This window comes from Microbacterium elymi (assembly GCF_021582895.2).
GTDB classification, from domain to species: domain Bacteria; phylum Actinomycetota; class Actinomycetes; order Actinomycetales; family Microbacteriaceae; genus Microbacterium; species Microbacterium humicola.
In genome coordinates, this window is record NZ_CP091139.2 from 601,840 (window position 1) to 616,491 (window position 14,652).

9 protein-coding genes and 5 pseudogenes are annotated in these 14,652 nt (G+C 71.5%); 3 read left to right on the forward strand and 11 right to left on the reverse strand.

The window, feature by feature from the left end; translation table 11 throughout:
• Positions 1–21: 21 nt before the first annotated feature.
• The 3 genes and pseudogenes from L2X98_RS03360 to L2X98_RS03370 form a co-directional block, all read right to left on the reverse strand.
• Positions 22–1,515, reverse strand: a pseudogene (locus L2X98_RS03360) (sensor histidine kinase).
• A gap of 20 nt (positions 1,516–1,535) precedes the next feature.
• On the reverse strand, positions 1,536–2,795 hold the full coding sequence (locus L2X98_RS03365) for a CpaE/TadZ family protein (RefSeq protein WP_259612310.1): 1,260 nt from the start codon (positions 2,793–2,795) through the stop codon (positions 1,536–1,538).
• A gap of 114 nt (positions 2,796–2,909) precedes the next feature.
• On the reverse strand, positions 2,910–3,434 hold the full coding sequence (locus L2X98_RS03370; RefSeq protein ID WP_259612311.1) for an SAF domain-containing protein: 525 nt from the start codon (positions 3,432–3,434) through the stop codon (positions 2,910–2,912).
• Positions 3,435–3,532: 98 nt separating this feature from the next.
• Here L2X98_RS03370 and L2X98_RS03375 point away from each other — a divergent pair, with 98 nt between their 5' ends.
• Positions 3,533–3,814: a helix-turn-helix domain-containing protein gene (locus L2X98_RS03375; protein WP_259612312.1), complete on the forward strand. Its 282-nt coding sequence runs from the start codon at positions 3,533–3,535 to the stop codon at positions 3,812–3,814.
• A gap of 147 nt (positions 3,815–3,961) precedes the next feature.
• Here L2X98_RS03375 and L2X98_RS03380 read toward each other — a convergent pair whose 3' ends face one another.
• Positions 3,962–4,504 carry a hypothetical protein gene (locus L2X98_RS03380; protein WP_259612313.1) on the reverse strand — a complete coding sequence of 181 codons (543 nt, stop codon included), beginning with the start codon at positions 4,502–4,504 and terminating at the stop codon, positions 3,962–3,964.
• 204 nt (positions 4,505–4,708) lie between these two features.
• On the opposite strand from L2X98_RS03380, the pseudogene L2X98_RS22090 reads away from it, so the two are divergent.
• Positions 4,709–5,087: pseudogene (locus L2X98_RS22090) on the forward strand (Rv3235 family protein).
• A gap of 46 nt (positions 5,088–5,133) precedes the next feature.
• Here the strand turns inward: L2X98_RS22090 and L2X98_RS03390 are convergent.
• From L2X98_RS03390 to L2X98_RS03405, 4 genes and pseudogenes are all read right to left on the reverse strand, one after another.
• Positions 5,134–6,303, reverse strand: a complete 1,170-nt coding sequence (locus tag L2X98_RS03390) for a pyridoxal phosphate-dependent aminotransferase (protein ID WP_259612314.1) — start codon at positions 6,301–6,303, stop codon at positions 5,134–5,136.
• A 110-nt stretch (positions 6,304–6,413) separates the two neighbouring features.
• Positions 6,414–9,231, reverse strand: a pseudogene (gene secA, locus L2X98_RS03395) (preprotein translocase subunit SecA).
• A gap of 123 nt (positions 9,232–9,354) precedes the next feature.
• Positions 9,355–9,735 (reverse strand): hypothetical protein, encoded by a 381-nt coding sequence (locus tag L2X98_RS03400; protein ID WP_259612315.1) that lies wholly within the window; start codon positions 9,733–9,735, stop codon positions 9,355–9,357.
• Positions 9,732–9,911: a hypothetical protein gene (locus L2X98_RS03405; protein ID WP_259612316.1), complete on the reverse strand. Its 180-nt coding sequence runs from the start codon at positions 9,909–9,911 to the stop codon at positions 9,732–9,734. Before L2X98_RS03405 ends, L2X98_RS03400 begins: the two co-directional genes overlap by 4 nt.
• A gap of 414 nt (positions 9,912–10,325) precedes the next feature.
• On the opposite strand from L2X98_RS03405, the pseudogene L2X98_RS03410 reads away from it, so the two are divergent.
• Positions 10,326–10,959 (forward strand): annotated as a pseudogene (locus L2X98_RS03410) (PadR family transcriptional regulator).
• 95 nt (positions 10,960–11,054) lie between these two features.
• On the opposite strand, the gene L2X98_RS03415 reads toward L2X98_RS03410, so the two are convergent.
• The 3 genes and pseudogenes from L2X98_RS03415 to L2X98_RS03425 form a co-directional block, all read right to left on the reverse strand.
• Positions 11,055–11,990, reverse strand: coding sequence for a multicopper oxidase domain-containing protein (locus L2X98_RS03415; RefSeq protein ID WP_354002988.1), 936 nt, complete (start codon positions 11,988–11,990; stop codon positions 11,055–11,057).
• A gap of 202 nt (positions 11,991–12,192) precedes the next feature.
• Positions 12,193–13,023 (reverse strand): annotated as a pseudogene (locus L2X98_RS19895) (cupredoxin domain-containing protein); the annotation flags it as partial.
• 191 nt (positions 13,024–13,214) lie between these two features.
• The gene (locus L2X98_RS03425) at positions 13,215–14,612 is read right to left on the reverse strand and encodes a DUF8744 domain-containing protein (protein ID WP_494337243.1); all 1,398 of its coding nucleotides are present in this window, start codon (positions 14,610–14,612) and stop codon (positions 13,215–13,217) included.
• Positions 14,613–14,652 lie beyond the last annotated feature (40 nt).

Consider the following 14,652-nt stretch of genomic DNA (forward strand, 5'->3'; position numbering starts at 1 on the left):
GACCGCGCGAGCCGGCACTCCTCAGCTGACGTCGCGCTCGATGTAGCGCAGCGGGATGTCGATGGTCACCTCGGTGCCCAGCCCCTCCAGCGTGTGCCAGTCGATCGATCCGCTGAGCTCGCCCTGGATGAGGGTGCGCACGATCTGCGTGCCCAGCCCCTGGCCCACCTGTCCCTCGGGCAGGCCCACGCCGCTGTCGCGCACGCTCACCTCGAGCCGTTCGTCGTTCCGGCTGGCGTCGATCTCTACGACGCCCTCCTTGCCGGCCAGCCCGTGCTCGACGGCGTTGGTGACCAGCTCGGTCAGCGCCAGCGCCAGCGGCGTCGCGTACTCGCTCGGCAGCGTGCCGAACGTGCCGGTGGTGTGCGTGCGCGCCTGCGTGTTCGCGCCGGCGGCCACCTCGGCGACCAGCTTCAGCACCCGCTGGAACACGTCGTCGAAGTCGACGTTCTGCGCGAGCCCCTCCGAGAGCGTGTCGTGCACGACGGCGATCGCCGAGACGCGCCGCATCGCCTGGGTGAGGGCGTCCCGCGCCTCGTCCGAGTGCGTGCGTCGGGCCTGGATGCGCAGCAGCGACGCCACCGTCTGCAGGTTGTTCTTCACCCGGTGGTGGATCTCGCGGATCGTCGCGTCCTTGGTGATCAGCTCCTGCTCCTGGTGACGCATCTCGCTCACGTCGCGGCAGAGCACGATGGCCCCGATCCGGGTGCCGTGATCGCGCAAGCGGGATGGCACGCAGCGAGACGGTCACGCCTCGGGCCTCCAGATCGGTGCGCCACGGCGCCCGGCCGGTGACCACGAGCGGCAGCGACTCGTCGAACTGATGCTTCTCAGGCAGGATGTCGGTCACGATCTCGATCAGCGGCAGCCCCTCGAGCTCGTCGTCGAACCCGAGCCGGTTGAACGCCGACAGCGCGTTCGGGCTGGCGAACGTGGTCATCCCGTCCACGTCCAGCCGGATCAGCCCGTCGGATGCACGCGGCGCCCCGCGACGCGGCCCGGTCGGGGCCGACAGATCGGGGAAGTCGGCGGACGCGATCATCCCGAACAGGTCGTCCGCGCAGTCGTTGAACGTGATCTGCTGCCGGGACGGCGTGCGCGCCTCGCCCAGGTTGGTGTGCCGGGTCAGCACGCCGATGACGTGCGGCTGCTCGCCCGCCCGCGGCCGGGTGCGCACGATCGGGACGGCCCGGACCCGGGTCGGGGTCTCTTCGAACCAGTCCGGCGAGGCCGAGTCGACGATCTCGCCGCTGGTGAACGCCGACCGCACCTGCGTGCGCCACTGCGGGCGCACCCGCTCGCCCACGATGTCGCGATAGAACAGCGTCGCCGCTCCCCCGGCCGGGTGTGCGCGACGGCGGCGAACGACCCGTCCGCGGTGGGCACCCACATCACCATGTCGGCCACGGCCAAGTCGGCCAGCAGCTGCCCGTCGCCGGCGAGGCGGTGCAACCATTCCACGTCGGCCTCATCGGAGAGGCCCTCGGCATAGACGAGATCGGTGAGGGTCGACACCTGAACAGCCTATGGGGCGATCACGCCATCCGGTGCGAGCACCCGCGTCCGCGCGCGAGCACGTCGCCGGGTGGGGCGAGTGGATGCCGCGGGTGGGGCGATCGCCTCGGCCACGACGCGGCGCATCGCCAGGGTGAGCGGAGATTTCGGCGCGACGTCGGCGATCGGGCGGGCCGCGAGCAGTGCGGCGTCGACGCTGCGCGGATCCTGCGGCACGAACCACACGTCGCGGATGCCGGCGAACCGCTCCAGCGTCCGCCGCACCTGCCCGTGCGCATCGATGCCGAGCGTCCCCGGCCGAGCCGGTTCGCGATCACCGTGACGGGGGTCGTGCCGATGGTCGCCCGCAGCTCGGCATGTGCGCGCAGGAATCGCGCCACCCCCAGCGGGTCGGCGGCGACCACCGCGACGACCCGGTCGGCCGCGGCCAGGGCCGCGAGGGTGGCCGCGTTCCGTCGCGGTCCGTCGGTCAGGTCGCTGACGATCTCCTCGTCGCGCTCCAGCGAGGATGCCACATCCACGACCGTGTGCGCGGCCCACTGCCCGCACGCCTGCAGCGCCGCAGCCACCCGCTGCTCGGCCAGTTCGGGCCAGCGCGAAGGGCGGTTGATGCCGGGAAGCACGTCGATCGAGCCGTCGCCGACGCTCACCGGCGTGCTGATCCGCTCCAGCTCGGCCGCATCCAGGGCGCCTCGGCCGGCCTGCCGGCAGGCGACGGCGAAGCCGGGCCCCTCGTCGGCCAGGCCGAGCATGAGCGCCAGCGACGGCGCGTGGCTGTCGGCGTCGGCCAGGCACACGTGCGTGCCGCCGCGGCTCAGCTCGGCGGCAAGCTCGATCGCCAGGGTGGAGCGTCCAGGCGCGCCGGACGGCCCCCACACCGCCATCACCCGTGACGATCCCTCGGCACGGGTGCTCGCTCCCGGCCGCGCGGCCGCGTCCGGCGCGACGGCGACGGCGTCGATGATCGCCCACGCGTCGGCGTCGGCGGGCAGGATCGGGCCGAGCCCGAACGTCGCGGCCAGTCGGGCGTCGGCATCCGTCCCGCACAGCGGCAGGATCCGCACGCCGCCCGCATCGCAGGCGGCGACCAGCGGCGCGGTGAGGGTCTGTCGGTCCACGTCGAGCACCAGGGCGTCGGCGGCCCGCAGGGCCTCGTCCGCGGCGCCGTCGGCCGGGGCGCGCGGGTCCACGACCGCGGCCGGCGGCGTGCCCGCCCGGGTCAGCTGGGCGGCCAGCACGGCGGCCTGCGCAGCGGCCATGGCCAGCACGAGCGAGGTCATCCGCGACCCCCAGCGGCACGACCGACAGGGCGGACTGCGCCGAGATCGCGGCCAGCGTGTCGGCGACCTCGGCCCGCGGGATGACCAGCTCGAGCGAGGCCGCCCCGCCGCCGATCATCGAGTCGTCGCGGGTGACCTGGACCACGGTGGCGCGCGGGATGAGGATGCTCGGCGGGTCGTATTCGTCGCGTCCGGTCTGTGCAGCCGCCCACAGCTCCACCGCGGTGCCGGCCCGCACGGCGGTGGGCACCTCGACGCGCTGCGCACCACGACGGTGGTGACGGTCGCCGCCGATACCGGGGCCGAGGCCGCCCGCGGGACCAGCTCGCCCGCCTCGATCGTGCGGGTGGCGACCGCGTCGAGTGCGCCGCCGGGGACGAGATAGGAATCGACGGTGTGCCCGAGGGCGACGTCGACCACCGTCAGGTCGTCGGCGGTCAGCTCCTGCCCCGGCACGATGGTGTGCGAGGCGGCATAGACCGGCGTGGTCTGCCGGGACAGCGCCACCACGGCCCACACGCCGCCGATGGATGCCGCGATGAGAACGATCCCCAGGAAGAAGCGCGCATCCGTCCAGAAGCCGCGTCGGCGCGCGGGGACGCGTCGATCGGCCGCGGCCGCGCTGTCCAGTCCACTCATGACCTCCATCGTGGCCCAGAACGGACGAGGGCGTCGAAAGTTATCCACAGGTGCCGCCGAGCGGCGGTGCGCGCCCCCTCCCCGGTCATAATGAGTGCATGCCCGATACCCCTCGTCCCGAGGTGCGTCTGATCACCCCCGCCCAGGTGGCGGAGGCGCTCAGCGTGTCCGTCGACGAGGTGATCGCACTGGCCATGGACGGCCGGCTGCGCGGAGTGCGGGTGGGGCGCCCGCCGCAGTGGCGGATCGATGAGGACAGCGTCACGGGGTACCTGGACGAGCAGGCCGAGGAGGCCCGGCGGATCGCGCTGTGGCGGCAGTCCAACGCGGCCAGCTTCCCCGAGCTGTGGGGCACCGGGACGGTGCGCCGGCCGGACTGACCCGCCGGCCGGACTGACGAACCGTCACGGGCCGCCGTCGGTCCGGGTCTTCGTCACCGGGGCGCGGTCGGCTCGTCCAATGCCACCCAGGAGAGGGCGTGGAACGGCACCAGCCGCATGCCGGTGACGGTGCCGGACCGGCGCGGCTCACCGAGGTCGTGCACGGCCAGGTCGAGGTGATCGGCCAGCGCGCGGTCGATCGTCCCGGTGAGGGTGCGTCCGCCCCGCAGGCTGCAGGGTCACCGCCGCGCGCCGCCGGGCGATGTCACGCAGCACGAAGCCGAGGGTCATCCGCTCGCTCAGCCCCGCCCGGGTCGGGATGCCGTCGCCCCGGGCGCTCGCGCAGCGCTCGGCCTCCGGCATCCCCAACTCGCGGATCGCCTCGGCGGGGACGATCACCGCGCCCGCTCCGTGCCCCGCACGCAGTTCCGGCCTCGCACTCCCGGCGAGCAGGGTGCAGCCGATCCAGTCCACGCCGACCGCCGTCAGCCGGCAGGCCAGGGTGCGGTCGTCGGCCAGGGTGAGGGAGAGCGGCGGCGCCGGATCGGCGGCCAGGGCGCGCAGCCGCTCGCGCAGCGGCAGACGGGACAGGCGCAGTCGCTCCGCCTCGGAGTCCAGCGCGACGCGCTCGGCCTCCCATTCGGAGTCGAGCTGATCCTCGAGGTCTTCGAAGAACCGATCCCAGCGCACGCCCCAGAGAGTACGCGATCCGCTCCGGACGAGACGAGTTATCCACAGGTGAGAGGCTTCTCATCAACCTGGGAGTTGCCTGTGTGCTCTACTGGGTCGCGGAAGACCTGGCGACCTTCCGCGCACAGGACGTGGGAGAGGGAGAGAGGTGCCCGATGGCGACGGAGCCCGCGGTGCGGATGGTCCCCCGGCGAGAGCACGACCATGATCCGGGCGCGCCGGAGCGGACCTCGGCCGCAGGCTCTCCCCGACCCGGATCCCCTGCTCGCGAACCTCACCCAGGGCGTTCTCGAGGCGCTCGCCGGCGTCCGCGACGTGCACCAGCTGGCGCGCTGGATGACCGAGGACGTCTTCCGCTCGGTCGCGCTTGCGCGCCGCGCTCGCGGCCCGCGCGCGCAGCGCCCGCGGCGTCGCCCCCACCCGGCCGGTGCACGTCATCCGGTCGGTGCACCGCACGTCGCCCGCGGACGACGTGGTCGAAGCCGTGGTCGTGATCGGGGGACCTGCGCGCACGCGCGCCGTGGCGCTGCGGCTGGAGGGGATGGACCACCGCTGGCGGGCGACGTCCCTCGCGCTGCTCTGACGACCGCTGCTCTGACTACCGCTTGCTCTGACCAGCGCTGCTCTGGCTACCGCTGCTTGTACGACGAGAGGAAGTTGCCGATCCGCTCCACGGCGTCGGCGAGCACCCGCGGCTCGGGCAGGGTGACGATCCGGAAGTGGTCGGGCGTGGGCCAGTTGAATCCCGTCCCCTGCACCACGAGCACGTGCTCGGCGATCAGCAGGTCGTAGATGAACTTCTCGTCGTCGCGGATCTCGTACACGTTCGGGTCGAGCCGCGGGAACGCGTACAGCGCCCCCTGCGGCCGGTAGCAGCTGACTCCGGGGATGGCCTCCAGCCCCTGCCAGGCGATGTCGCGCTGCTCGTGCAGCCGCCCGGTCGGTCCGATCAGCGCGTCGATCGACTGGACGCCCGACAGCGCCGCCTGCACGGCGTGCTGGGCCGGCACGTTCGGGCACAGCCGCGTGGACGCCAGCAGGGTGATGCCCTCGATGAAGCCGCTCGCGTGGTCCTTCGGCCCGGTGATCACCAGCCACCCGCTGCGGTAGCCGGCCACCCGGTAGGTCTTGGACAGGCCGTTGAAGGTGAGGCAGAGAAGGTCCGGGGCCAGGGTCGCGAGGCTGATGTGCTTGCGCCCCGTCGTACAGGATGCGGTCGTAGATCTCGTCCGCCAGCAGCGCAGCGAGTGCTCGCGGGCGATGTCGACGATCCCCTGCAGCGTCTCGCGGGTGTACACCGACCCGGTGGGGTTGTTCGGGTTGATCACCACGATCGCCTTGGTGCGGTCGGTGACCTTGCTGCGGATGTCCTCGAGGTCGGGCTGCCAGTCGTTGTCGGGGTCGCACCGGTAGTGCATCGGCGTCCCGCCGCCGAGGCTGGTCATCGCCGTCCACAGCGGGTAGTCCGGGGTGGGGATGAGGACCTCGTCCCCGGAGTCCAGCAGCGCCTGCATCGTCATCGTGATGAGCTCGGACACACCGTTGCCCAGGTACACGTCGTCGGGGTCGAAGGCGGGGAATCCGGGGATCTCCTCGTAGCGCGAGACCACGGCGCGCCGCGCCGACATGATGCCGCGGCTGTCGCTGTAGCCGTGCGCGTACGGGACGGCCTCGATCATGTCGCGCACGATCTGGTACGGCGCGTCGAAGCCGAAGATCGCCGGGTTGCCGGTGTTCAGCTTGAGGATCTTGTGCCCGTCGGCCTCCAGCCGTCCGGCCTCGACCAGGGCTTGCTCCACGGATCTCGTAGAGGACGTCCTTGAGTTTGGTCGACTGGTCGAGCGGGCGAAGCGGAGTCATCCGATCAGGATATCCCCCGCGCCCCGGCCCTTGCGCCGGGGCCGGGAGGCTACTTCCGCTTCTGCGAGGCGCGGCGATCGGCGCGGTTCTGCGCGGCCGGGGCCGACTGCGGCGGGGCCGAGGTCGGCTGACCGAACGCGCCGCGGGCGGTGGGGGCATCCGTCTGCTCGGCCGCCGGCGTCGCGGCTGCGGCCGCCGCGGCTGCCTGGCGCAGCCGGCTGGTCGCGGCCTGCTCGCACCTGCCCGCGGTCGTTGCGCACCTCGACCTCGCCGATGTCATTGGATGCCGAGTACTGCAGCCGCTGGTTGTCCGGCGCCGGCGCGACCAGGCCCTTGGCCTCGACATCCAGCTCGCCTTCGGCCTGTGCGCGCACCTCGACCTCGAGGTTGTAGAGGTAGCCGACCGACTCCTCCTTGATCTGTCCCATCATGGTCTGGAACATCTGGAAGCCCTCGCGCTGGTACTCCACCAGCGGGTCGCGCTGCGCCATGGCACGCAGGCCGATGCCGTCCTTGAGGTAGTCCATCTCGTACAGGTGGTCGCGCCAGCGACGGTCGAGCACCTGGAGCACCACGCGGCGCTCGAGCTCGCGGACTGCGGCGTCGCCCAGGGTCTCTTCGCGCTTGCCGTAGGCGATCTTCGCATCGGAGAGGATCTCGCGCTTCAGGCCCTCGGGCGTGATCCGGCCCTTCGTGCCGGCCTCGGCGACCACCTCGTCGATCGTGACGCTGACCGGGTACAGGGTCTTCAGCTCGGTCCACAGCGCGTCGAAGTCCCAGCTCTCGGTGTGGCCCACCGAGGTGTGGTCGTCGATGATCGCGGTGATCGTGTCTTCGATGAAGTGCTCCACCCGGTCGGCGATGTCGTCGCCTTCGAGCATCTGCCGGCGGTCGGCGTAGATCGCCTCGCGCTGGCGGTTGAGCACGTCGTCGTACTTCAGGACGTTCTTGCGGATCTCGGCGTTGCGCGCCTCGACCTGCGCCTGGGCGCTCTTGATCGCCCGCGAGACCATCTTCGACTCGATCGCCACGTCGTCCGGGAAGTTCGTCCGGTTCAGGATCGCCTCGGCGGCGCCGGACTGGAACAGGCGCATCAGATCGTCGGTCAGGGACAGGTAGAACCGGCTCTCGCCGGGGTCGCCCTGACGGCCCGAGCGGCCGCGCAGCTGGTTGTCGATGCGGCGCGACTCGTGCCGCTCGGTGCCCAGCACGTACAGTCCGCCGACCTTCACGACATCCTGGGCCTCGGCATCCACCTTCGCCTTCATCTCGGCGTACACGTCGTCCCAGGCGGCCTCGTACTCCTCCGGGGTCTCTTCCGGATCCAGTCCCTTGGCCTTCATCTCCTGCACGGCGAGGAACTCGGCGTTGCCGCCGAGCATGATGTCGGTGCCGCGGCCGGCCATGTTCGTGGCGACGGTGACGGCGCCCTTGCGCCCCGCGCGGGCGACGATCTCGGCCTCGCGCGCGTTGTTCTTCGCGTTCAGGACCTCGTGCTTGATGCCCTTCTTGGCCAGCAGCCGCGACAGGTACTCGCTCTTCTCGACGCTGACCGTGCCCACCAGCACCGGCTGGCCGGTCTCGTGCCGGTCGGCGATGTCCTCGACGACCTGGACGAACTTGGCCTGCTCGTTCTTGTAGACCAGGTCGGCCTGGTCCTTGCGGATCATCGGCTTGTTCGTCGGGATCGGCACGACGCCGAGCTTGTAGGTCGACATGAACTCGGCCGCCTCGGTCTCGGCGGTTCCGGTCATGCCGGCGAGCTTCTCGTAGAGCCGGAAGTAGTTCTGCAGCGTGACGGTGGCCAGGGTCTGGTTCTCGGCCTTGACCGGCACCGCCTCTTTGGCCTCGATCGCCTGGTGGATGCCCTCGTTGTACCGGCGCCCGACCAGGATGCGGCCGGTGTGCTCGTCGACGATCATCACCTCGTCGTTCATCACGACGTAGTCCTTGTCGCGCTTGAACAGGGCCATCGCCTTGATCGAGTTGTTCAGGAACGAGATCAGCGGGGTGTTGGCCGACTCGTACAGGTTGTCGATGCCGAGGTAGTCCTCGACCTTGGCGATGCCCGGCTCGAGCACGCCCACGGTGCGCTTCTTCTCGTCGAACTCGAAATCGACCTCGGGCTCGAGCGTGCGCGCGATCTTGGCGAACTCGGTGAACCAGCGGTTGGCCTCGCCGGACGACGGCCCGGAGATGATCAGCGGCGTACGGGCCTCGTCGATGAGGATCGAGTCGACCTCGTCGACGATGGCGTAGTGGTGGCCACGCTGGACGAGGTCCTGCTTCTGCCAGGCCATGTTGTCGCGCAGGTAGTCGAAGCCGAACTCGTTGTTCGTGCCGTAGGTGATGTCGGCGTTGTACTGCTCGCGGCGCACCTCGGGGGTCTGCCCCGACACGATGGTGCCGGTGGTCATGCCCAGCGCGCGGAACACGCGGCCCATCAGCTCGGACTGGTAGCTGGCCAGGTAGTCGTTGACCGTGATGACGTGCACGCCCTTGCCCGCGATCGCGTTCAGATAGGACGGGAGGGTGGCGACCAGCGTCTTGCCCTCACCGGTCTTCATCTCGGCGATGTTGCCGAGGTGCAGCGCCGCGCCGCCCATGAGCTGGACGTCGTAGGGGCGCTGGCCGAGGGTGCGCTTGGCGGCCTCGCGCACCGCGGCGAACGCCTCGGGCATGAGCTTGTCCAGCGACTCGCCGTTCTCGTGCCGCTCGCGGAACTGCGCGGTCTCGTCGCGCAGGTCGTCGTCCGTGAGCGCCGCGTACTCGTCTTCGAGCGCGTTCACGGCTCGCGCCACCTGCTGGAGTCGCCGAATGAGGCGGCCCTCACCGGCGCGCAGCAGTTTCTCGAGGGGGTTGGCCACGGAGGATCTCCATCTATCGGGTGGGCGTGCCGCGCTGACGCTCGTCGCGCGCCGACGCCCGGGCACATCCACCTATGTTATCCATCGGTGACCTTTGAGGTGGCTGGCAGGCGGCGGATCCGATCAGGCGTCCGCCGGCGGATACACCGGCACACCGGATGCCGCGGCCCGGGCCTGCAGCCCGGCGACGATCGCGACCACCCCGAGGCCGACCAGCGCCACCGTCCGACAGAGGATGAGCACGGAACCGTACGCCAGGATGGCGTCGCCCGTGGCGAAGGCCGGGGTGGCGAACACGGCGTACTGCACGAGGGCGGGAACCACGCACAGGGCCAGCGCGATGGCCGGAATCCAGCCGAACGCCCGCGGAACGACGCCGGCGCGCCAGACCTGCACAACGGCGACGACAGCCAGCACGACCGGGACCAGTTCGATCACGATCCCGACGATGGCCCGAGCGTCCTCGTTGGCGTCGTCCACCGGAGCGCCCAGCGCGGGGATCATGGGCAGGATGCTGCGCAGCGCAGCGGCCAGACGCCCAGGCCGATCAGCATGATCATCCCCAGCATCCGGCGGGCCACGACGCTGTCGCGGCCGATGGCGAACAGCACGAACGCGGCGCACCAGAGCGCGGCGCCGGCCACATCGAGTACGCCCGACGCGCCGATCGGCACGCTCACCGACCACAGCAGGCCGGGCAGAACGCTCGCGATCAGGCAGATGCCGCCCCACACCCCACACCCAGGTGCGCCGCACGATGCGCACCGGCGCCGGCGGCACTGTCGGAGCATCCATGCCCCGACTCTACCGATCCCGACACGCCCGAGCCCTCGCGCGCGCCTTCGCCGCCGGGGACCCGCCGCGACCGCGGATCCGCTGAGACCGGGGATCCGCCGCGACCTTTCGCCGAGACCGGGGATCCGCCGCGAGACCGAGGGGTGCGTCATCGGTCTCACGGCAGATCCCTGGTCTCGGCAAGGAGCGGGAGTGACGACGAGGCGCGACACGCCGCGTCCGAGAGCAGGGGGCCAGGTTTCTCGGTATGTATATACTCGGCAATTACATACCCGGAAATGCCATCGAAGGAGACGCGGATGTCTGTCAAGCAGAGCCTGCTGGCGATCCTGGATCAGGGTCCCTGCTATGGATACCAGCTTGCGCCACGAATTCGACCGGCGCACTGGGTCGACGTGGCCGCTGAATGTGGGGCAGATCTACAACACGCTGGAGCGCCTCGAGCGCGACGGGTTCGTCGCCAAGGGCGAGGTCGACGAGCAGGGGCACGTCTTCTTCGAGATCACGGATGCCGGCCGCGCCGAGGTGCGGTCATGGCTCGGCTCGCCCGTGGCCCGTGGCCAGGGCACGCGCGACGAGCTCGCGGTCAAGCTCGCGCTGGCGGCGACGCTGCCGGGGGTGGATGTCACGGCGGTGATCCAGACGCAGCGGCGGGCGTCGCTGGCGCAGCTGCAGGAGCTGAACCGGGCCAAGTATGCGGGCGCCGATCCGGAGGGCGCGGAGGAGCTCGCCTGGTCGCTCGTCGTGGACTCGATGATCTTCGCCACGGAGGCCGAGGTGCGGTGGCTGGATCACACCGAGCAGCGCCTGGCGCTGCGGCCGCGCCACGCCATCGGCCTGGAGCTGTCGACCGAGCGGCCGCGGCGCGGCCGGCCGGTCCGCGTCGAGCCGGTCCGCGTCGAGCCGGTCCGCGTCGAGGAGGCCGCGCGATGAGCGAGGCGATCCTGCGCCCGGTCGGCGTGGGCACGGGTAGCCTCAGCCTGCGGGTCGAGCGCGGTCCCGACCCCATTTCACCGGTTCACCGCGGCCTACTTCGTCACGTCGAACACGCCGTGCGCGCCGCGCTCGGCGTCGATCATGTAGTGCGACACGAACGGATAGTGCCCGGCCTCGGGGAAGGTCAGCTCGACGAAGCCGCCCTGCGCGGGCGCCAGCGCCAGCGCCTGTGAACCGGAGGTTCCGGACCGTTTCAGCAGGTATGCGCCTTCCGCCCACACGGTGTTGAACTGGCCGCCGACCACATGGAAGCTCGTGGCGCGGTCGAGTCCGGCATCCAGCACCCAGATGCGCACCCGGTCGCCGACCTTCGCCGGCAGCGGGGCGTGGTCGTACTGATTGGCATAGCCGTTGAACACCACGAGGTCGGGCGTGCCGGCCGCGATCTTGGCGGTGTCGACCAGGCCGCCGTCGTGCGCGCCCAGGTAGTACTCCCCCTGGACCAGCACGTACGACTCGTCCACCGCCGGCAGGCCGGCGGGCTCGATGACCACCGCGCCGTACATTCCGCTGGCGATATGCGCCGTCATCGGCATGGTCGAGCAGTGATACATCCAGATGCCCGAGCGGTTGGCGGTGAACGTGTAGACCAGGGACTCCCCCGGCGGGATGGTGCGCATCGGCTCGTCCGGCGCCAGCGATCCGGCATGGAAATCGATCGAATGCCCCATGTCGCCCTTGTTCACCAGGGTCACCACGAACGTGTCTCCGACCCGCCCGTGCAGCACCGGGCCGGGCGCCGTCCCGTTGTACAGCCAGAGCGTCTGGATGACCCCGGGCGCCACCTCGACCTTCTTGTCGGTCACCGTCATCGTCACCCGGTGCGTGACCGGGCCGGATGCCGCGGGCAGCGCCGGGCAGCGCCGCCTTGTACGGCCGGAACCCCGGCCCGGGATCGGCCGCGAGATCGATGCCGCCGGCGGCGCCGTGGTCCATGCCCGGCATCCCCGGCATGTCGCCCATGGCATCCATCGCGGATGGGGACGGAGAAGCGGATGCCGCGGCCCCGGCGGATGCCGCGGACCCAGTCGCCGTGATCGTCATCGTCATCCCGCGCTGCCGATGACCGATGATCGAGCACCAGCCTTCCAGGTCGCCCGTGATCACGCCGACATCGATGGTCTCGCTCGCCCCGGGCGCGAGCCGCGAACCGGCCACACCGTTCGCGAACACCAGGTCGTGCACCATCGAGGGGTCGGTGTTGGTCAGCTCGATCTTCAGTCGCGTGCCGACCGGCACCTCGATCGTGCTCGGCGAATAGCGGAAGTCCGCAGCATCCACCTGCACGACCTTCACCGGAGCATCCGTCGGGCCGGTCGCCGGCGCGCCCCACCCGAGCGAGATCGGGTCGATCGCCGCGGTCACCGCCACCGCCAGCACCACCGCCAGCAGCCCGGCCACGGCCTGGCCCGCCCGGTGCGGCTTGTCGCCCTCGGGCGTGATCGGCCCGTGCGGCCGCTCGCCCGAGGCCATACCGGCCTTCGTCGCGGCCAGCCCCGCCCCCGAGCGCTTCGCCCGCGCCTGCGCGCGCATCCCGAGCAGCATCAGCACCAGGAACGACGCCATCGCGACGAAGTAGAGGACGGATGCCACGACCCGCATGAGACTCGAGACCGGCAGCGCACACACCACGAGCGCGGCGTTGGCGGTCGCGATCCGCAGCGCGCCGCCGCGGTCGAACGCCGCCGTGCCCACGCGCACCGGCGTCGGCCCGCCGCCCACGACGACCGGGATCAGATAGCTCAGCGCGCCGACCAGCACCTGCGCGGCGAAGCCCGCCGCCAGGAACGGCACCGTCCCGGCCACCGCGGCTTCGACGCCGGCCAGGCCCGCCCCGTTCCAGAAGCTGACGATCGTGGCGACGATGATCGCGATCACGCACCCGGTCCACCACAGGAACGCCATCCCCACCGACAGCGCCGCGAACGTGTGCGGCGGCGCCTGCCGCGCCGCCCGCCAGAGCGAGGTCGCGATGATGCCCAGACCCACCGCGTACGCCATCAACCCGAGCGCCAGCACCGGCAGCAGTCCCGCCGCCGCGCCGGCCGCGGCCACCAGCACGCCCGCCGCCAGCACCGGCAGCGCGACATCCGCGCGCGCCGCGGCCCGCGCATCGGCGCGCGTGCGCAGGATCGTCGGCCAGAGCGTCACGATCGTGCCGGCCACCGTCAGCCCGATCCAGCCCAGCACGTTCAGCAGCGCGTGGGCCAGCACCAGGGTGCCTGCGGAGTTGTCGTGCGCGAGCCAGGCGCCCAACCCCGCCCCGATCGGCAGGATCGCCGCCGAGGCGATGTAGTAGCGGATGGTGTGTCCGAACCGGCCCGGCAGGCTGCCCGCGATCGCGCGTACAGGCTCGCGCCGTGCCAGATGACCGCGACGATGAGGGATGCCGCGCCCACGAGCGTGAGCGGCCAGAGGGCGCTCATCATCCCGGCCACGACCAGCAGCGCTCCCCGTTGGCCAGCAGCAGCCGCACCGACTGGCGGCGGCGATCGCCCCGGGTGGGTGCGGAGCGCAAGCGCATACGAGAAGTACTGGCTCCACACCAGGATGGCGTGGGTGACCGCCCCGAGCAGCAGCAGGTGGAGCATGAGCCAGGTGGCCACCGGCAGCCAGCGGTGCGCGATCACCGCGATCACGACGAAGATCAGCCACATCAGGGTCGGGATGTCGCGCAGCACCCAGAATCCGCGGTTCGGCGCCTTCTCATCCTGCGGCCGCGGCGCGGGGGCGGGGGTCGGCGGAGTGGGGGCGCTCATGCGTCTCCTTCGGGCGAGGCCGGTGCGGCACCGGGGGTGGGGCGCGGCGCCGTCGTCACGCGGTGTGCGAACATCCCGAACGTCGCGGTCGCGGCATCCGTCGTCTTCTTCTTCGGCGGGTTCTTCGCGGCGTTCTTCGTCGGGCCCAGGACGGCGCTGGTCACCGCGGTCATCACGAACAGGAGCAGCCCGGCCACCCCCAGCACGCCGCCGATCTGCCAGCCGAGCGGCAGGCCGAGCGCGTCGCCGAGCCAGAGGCGGACCACCAGGCTCAGCCTGCACGAGCACGACCGGCACCCAGAACGCGGGGCGGTACGGGAGCGCGATGTGCAGCACGCCGGGCAGGATGGTGGTGGCGTGGGCCATGATCATCGAGATCGTGTAGCCGAGGAACACGGCGTGCACCACCGCGTCGTAGACGGGCTGCGAGGTCGGCTCGCCGAACAGCAGCGCGACGCCGGCCACGGCCAGCCAGAAGTACCCGGCGAGAATGCAAGCGGCCATGTACCGGGCGCCGCCGCCGGCGCGGATGGTGCGCCGGGCGACGTCGTGCACGACCAGCCACAGCACCAGGCCGAGCAGCGCCAGGCCCATCGCGATCGCGCCGAGCGTCGGCGAGACGACGCCGATCACGAGGGCGGCAACGACCGTCCAGGCGTGCACGAGCAGCCGCGTGCCGGCGTGCGGGCCCATCGTGATGCGGGCCAGCTCGACCCGTTCGGCGGCGATGGTGAGCACCACGAAGCCGATCAGCCACGGCAGCGTGCGGTCGATCGTGGACTGGCCGAGCCAGATGATCGCCCCCGCGCATCCGATCGCGGCGCCCAGCAGGCTGCACCAGCAGCGGCGCGTCGAACTGGCGGTGCCACAG

What these genes read in the sequence shown, in the direction of transcription:
- L2X98_RS03375 (WP_259612312.1), top strand. Translation starts at nt 3,533, where the DNA reads ATGCCCGATACCCCTCGTCCCGAGGTGCGTCTGATCACCCCCGCCCAG.
- L2X98_RS03400 (WP_259612315.1), bottom strand. Translation starts at nt 9,735, where the DNA reads ATGATCCCCGCGCTGGGCGCTCCGGTGGACGACGCCAACGAGGACGCT.
- L2X98_RS03365 (WP_259612310.1), bottom strand. Translation starts at nt 2,795, where the DNA reads ATGACCTCGCTCGTGCTGGCCATGGCCGCTGCGCAGGCCGCCGTGCTG.
- L2X98_RS03415 (WP_354002988.1), bottom strand. Translation starts at nt 11,990, where the DNA reads ATGCCATGGGCGACATGCCGGGGATGCCGGGCATGGACCACGGCGCCG.
- L2X98_RS03370 (WP_259612311.1), bottom strand. Translation starts at nt 3,434, where the DNA reads ATGAGTGGACTGGACAGCGCGGCCGCGGCCGATCGACGCGTCCCCGCG.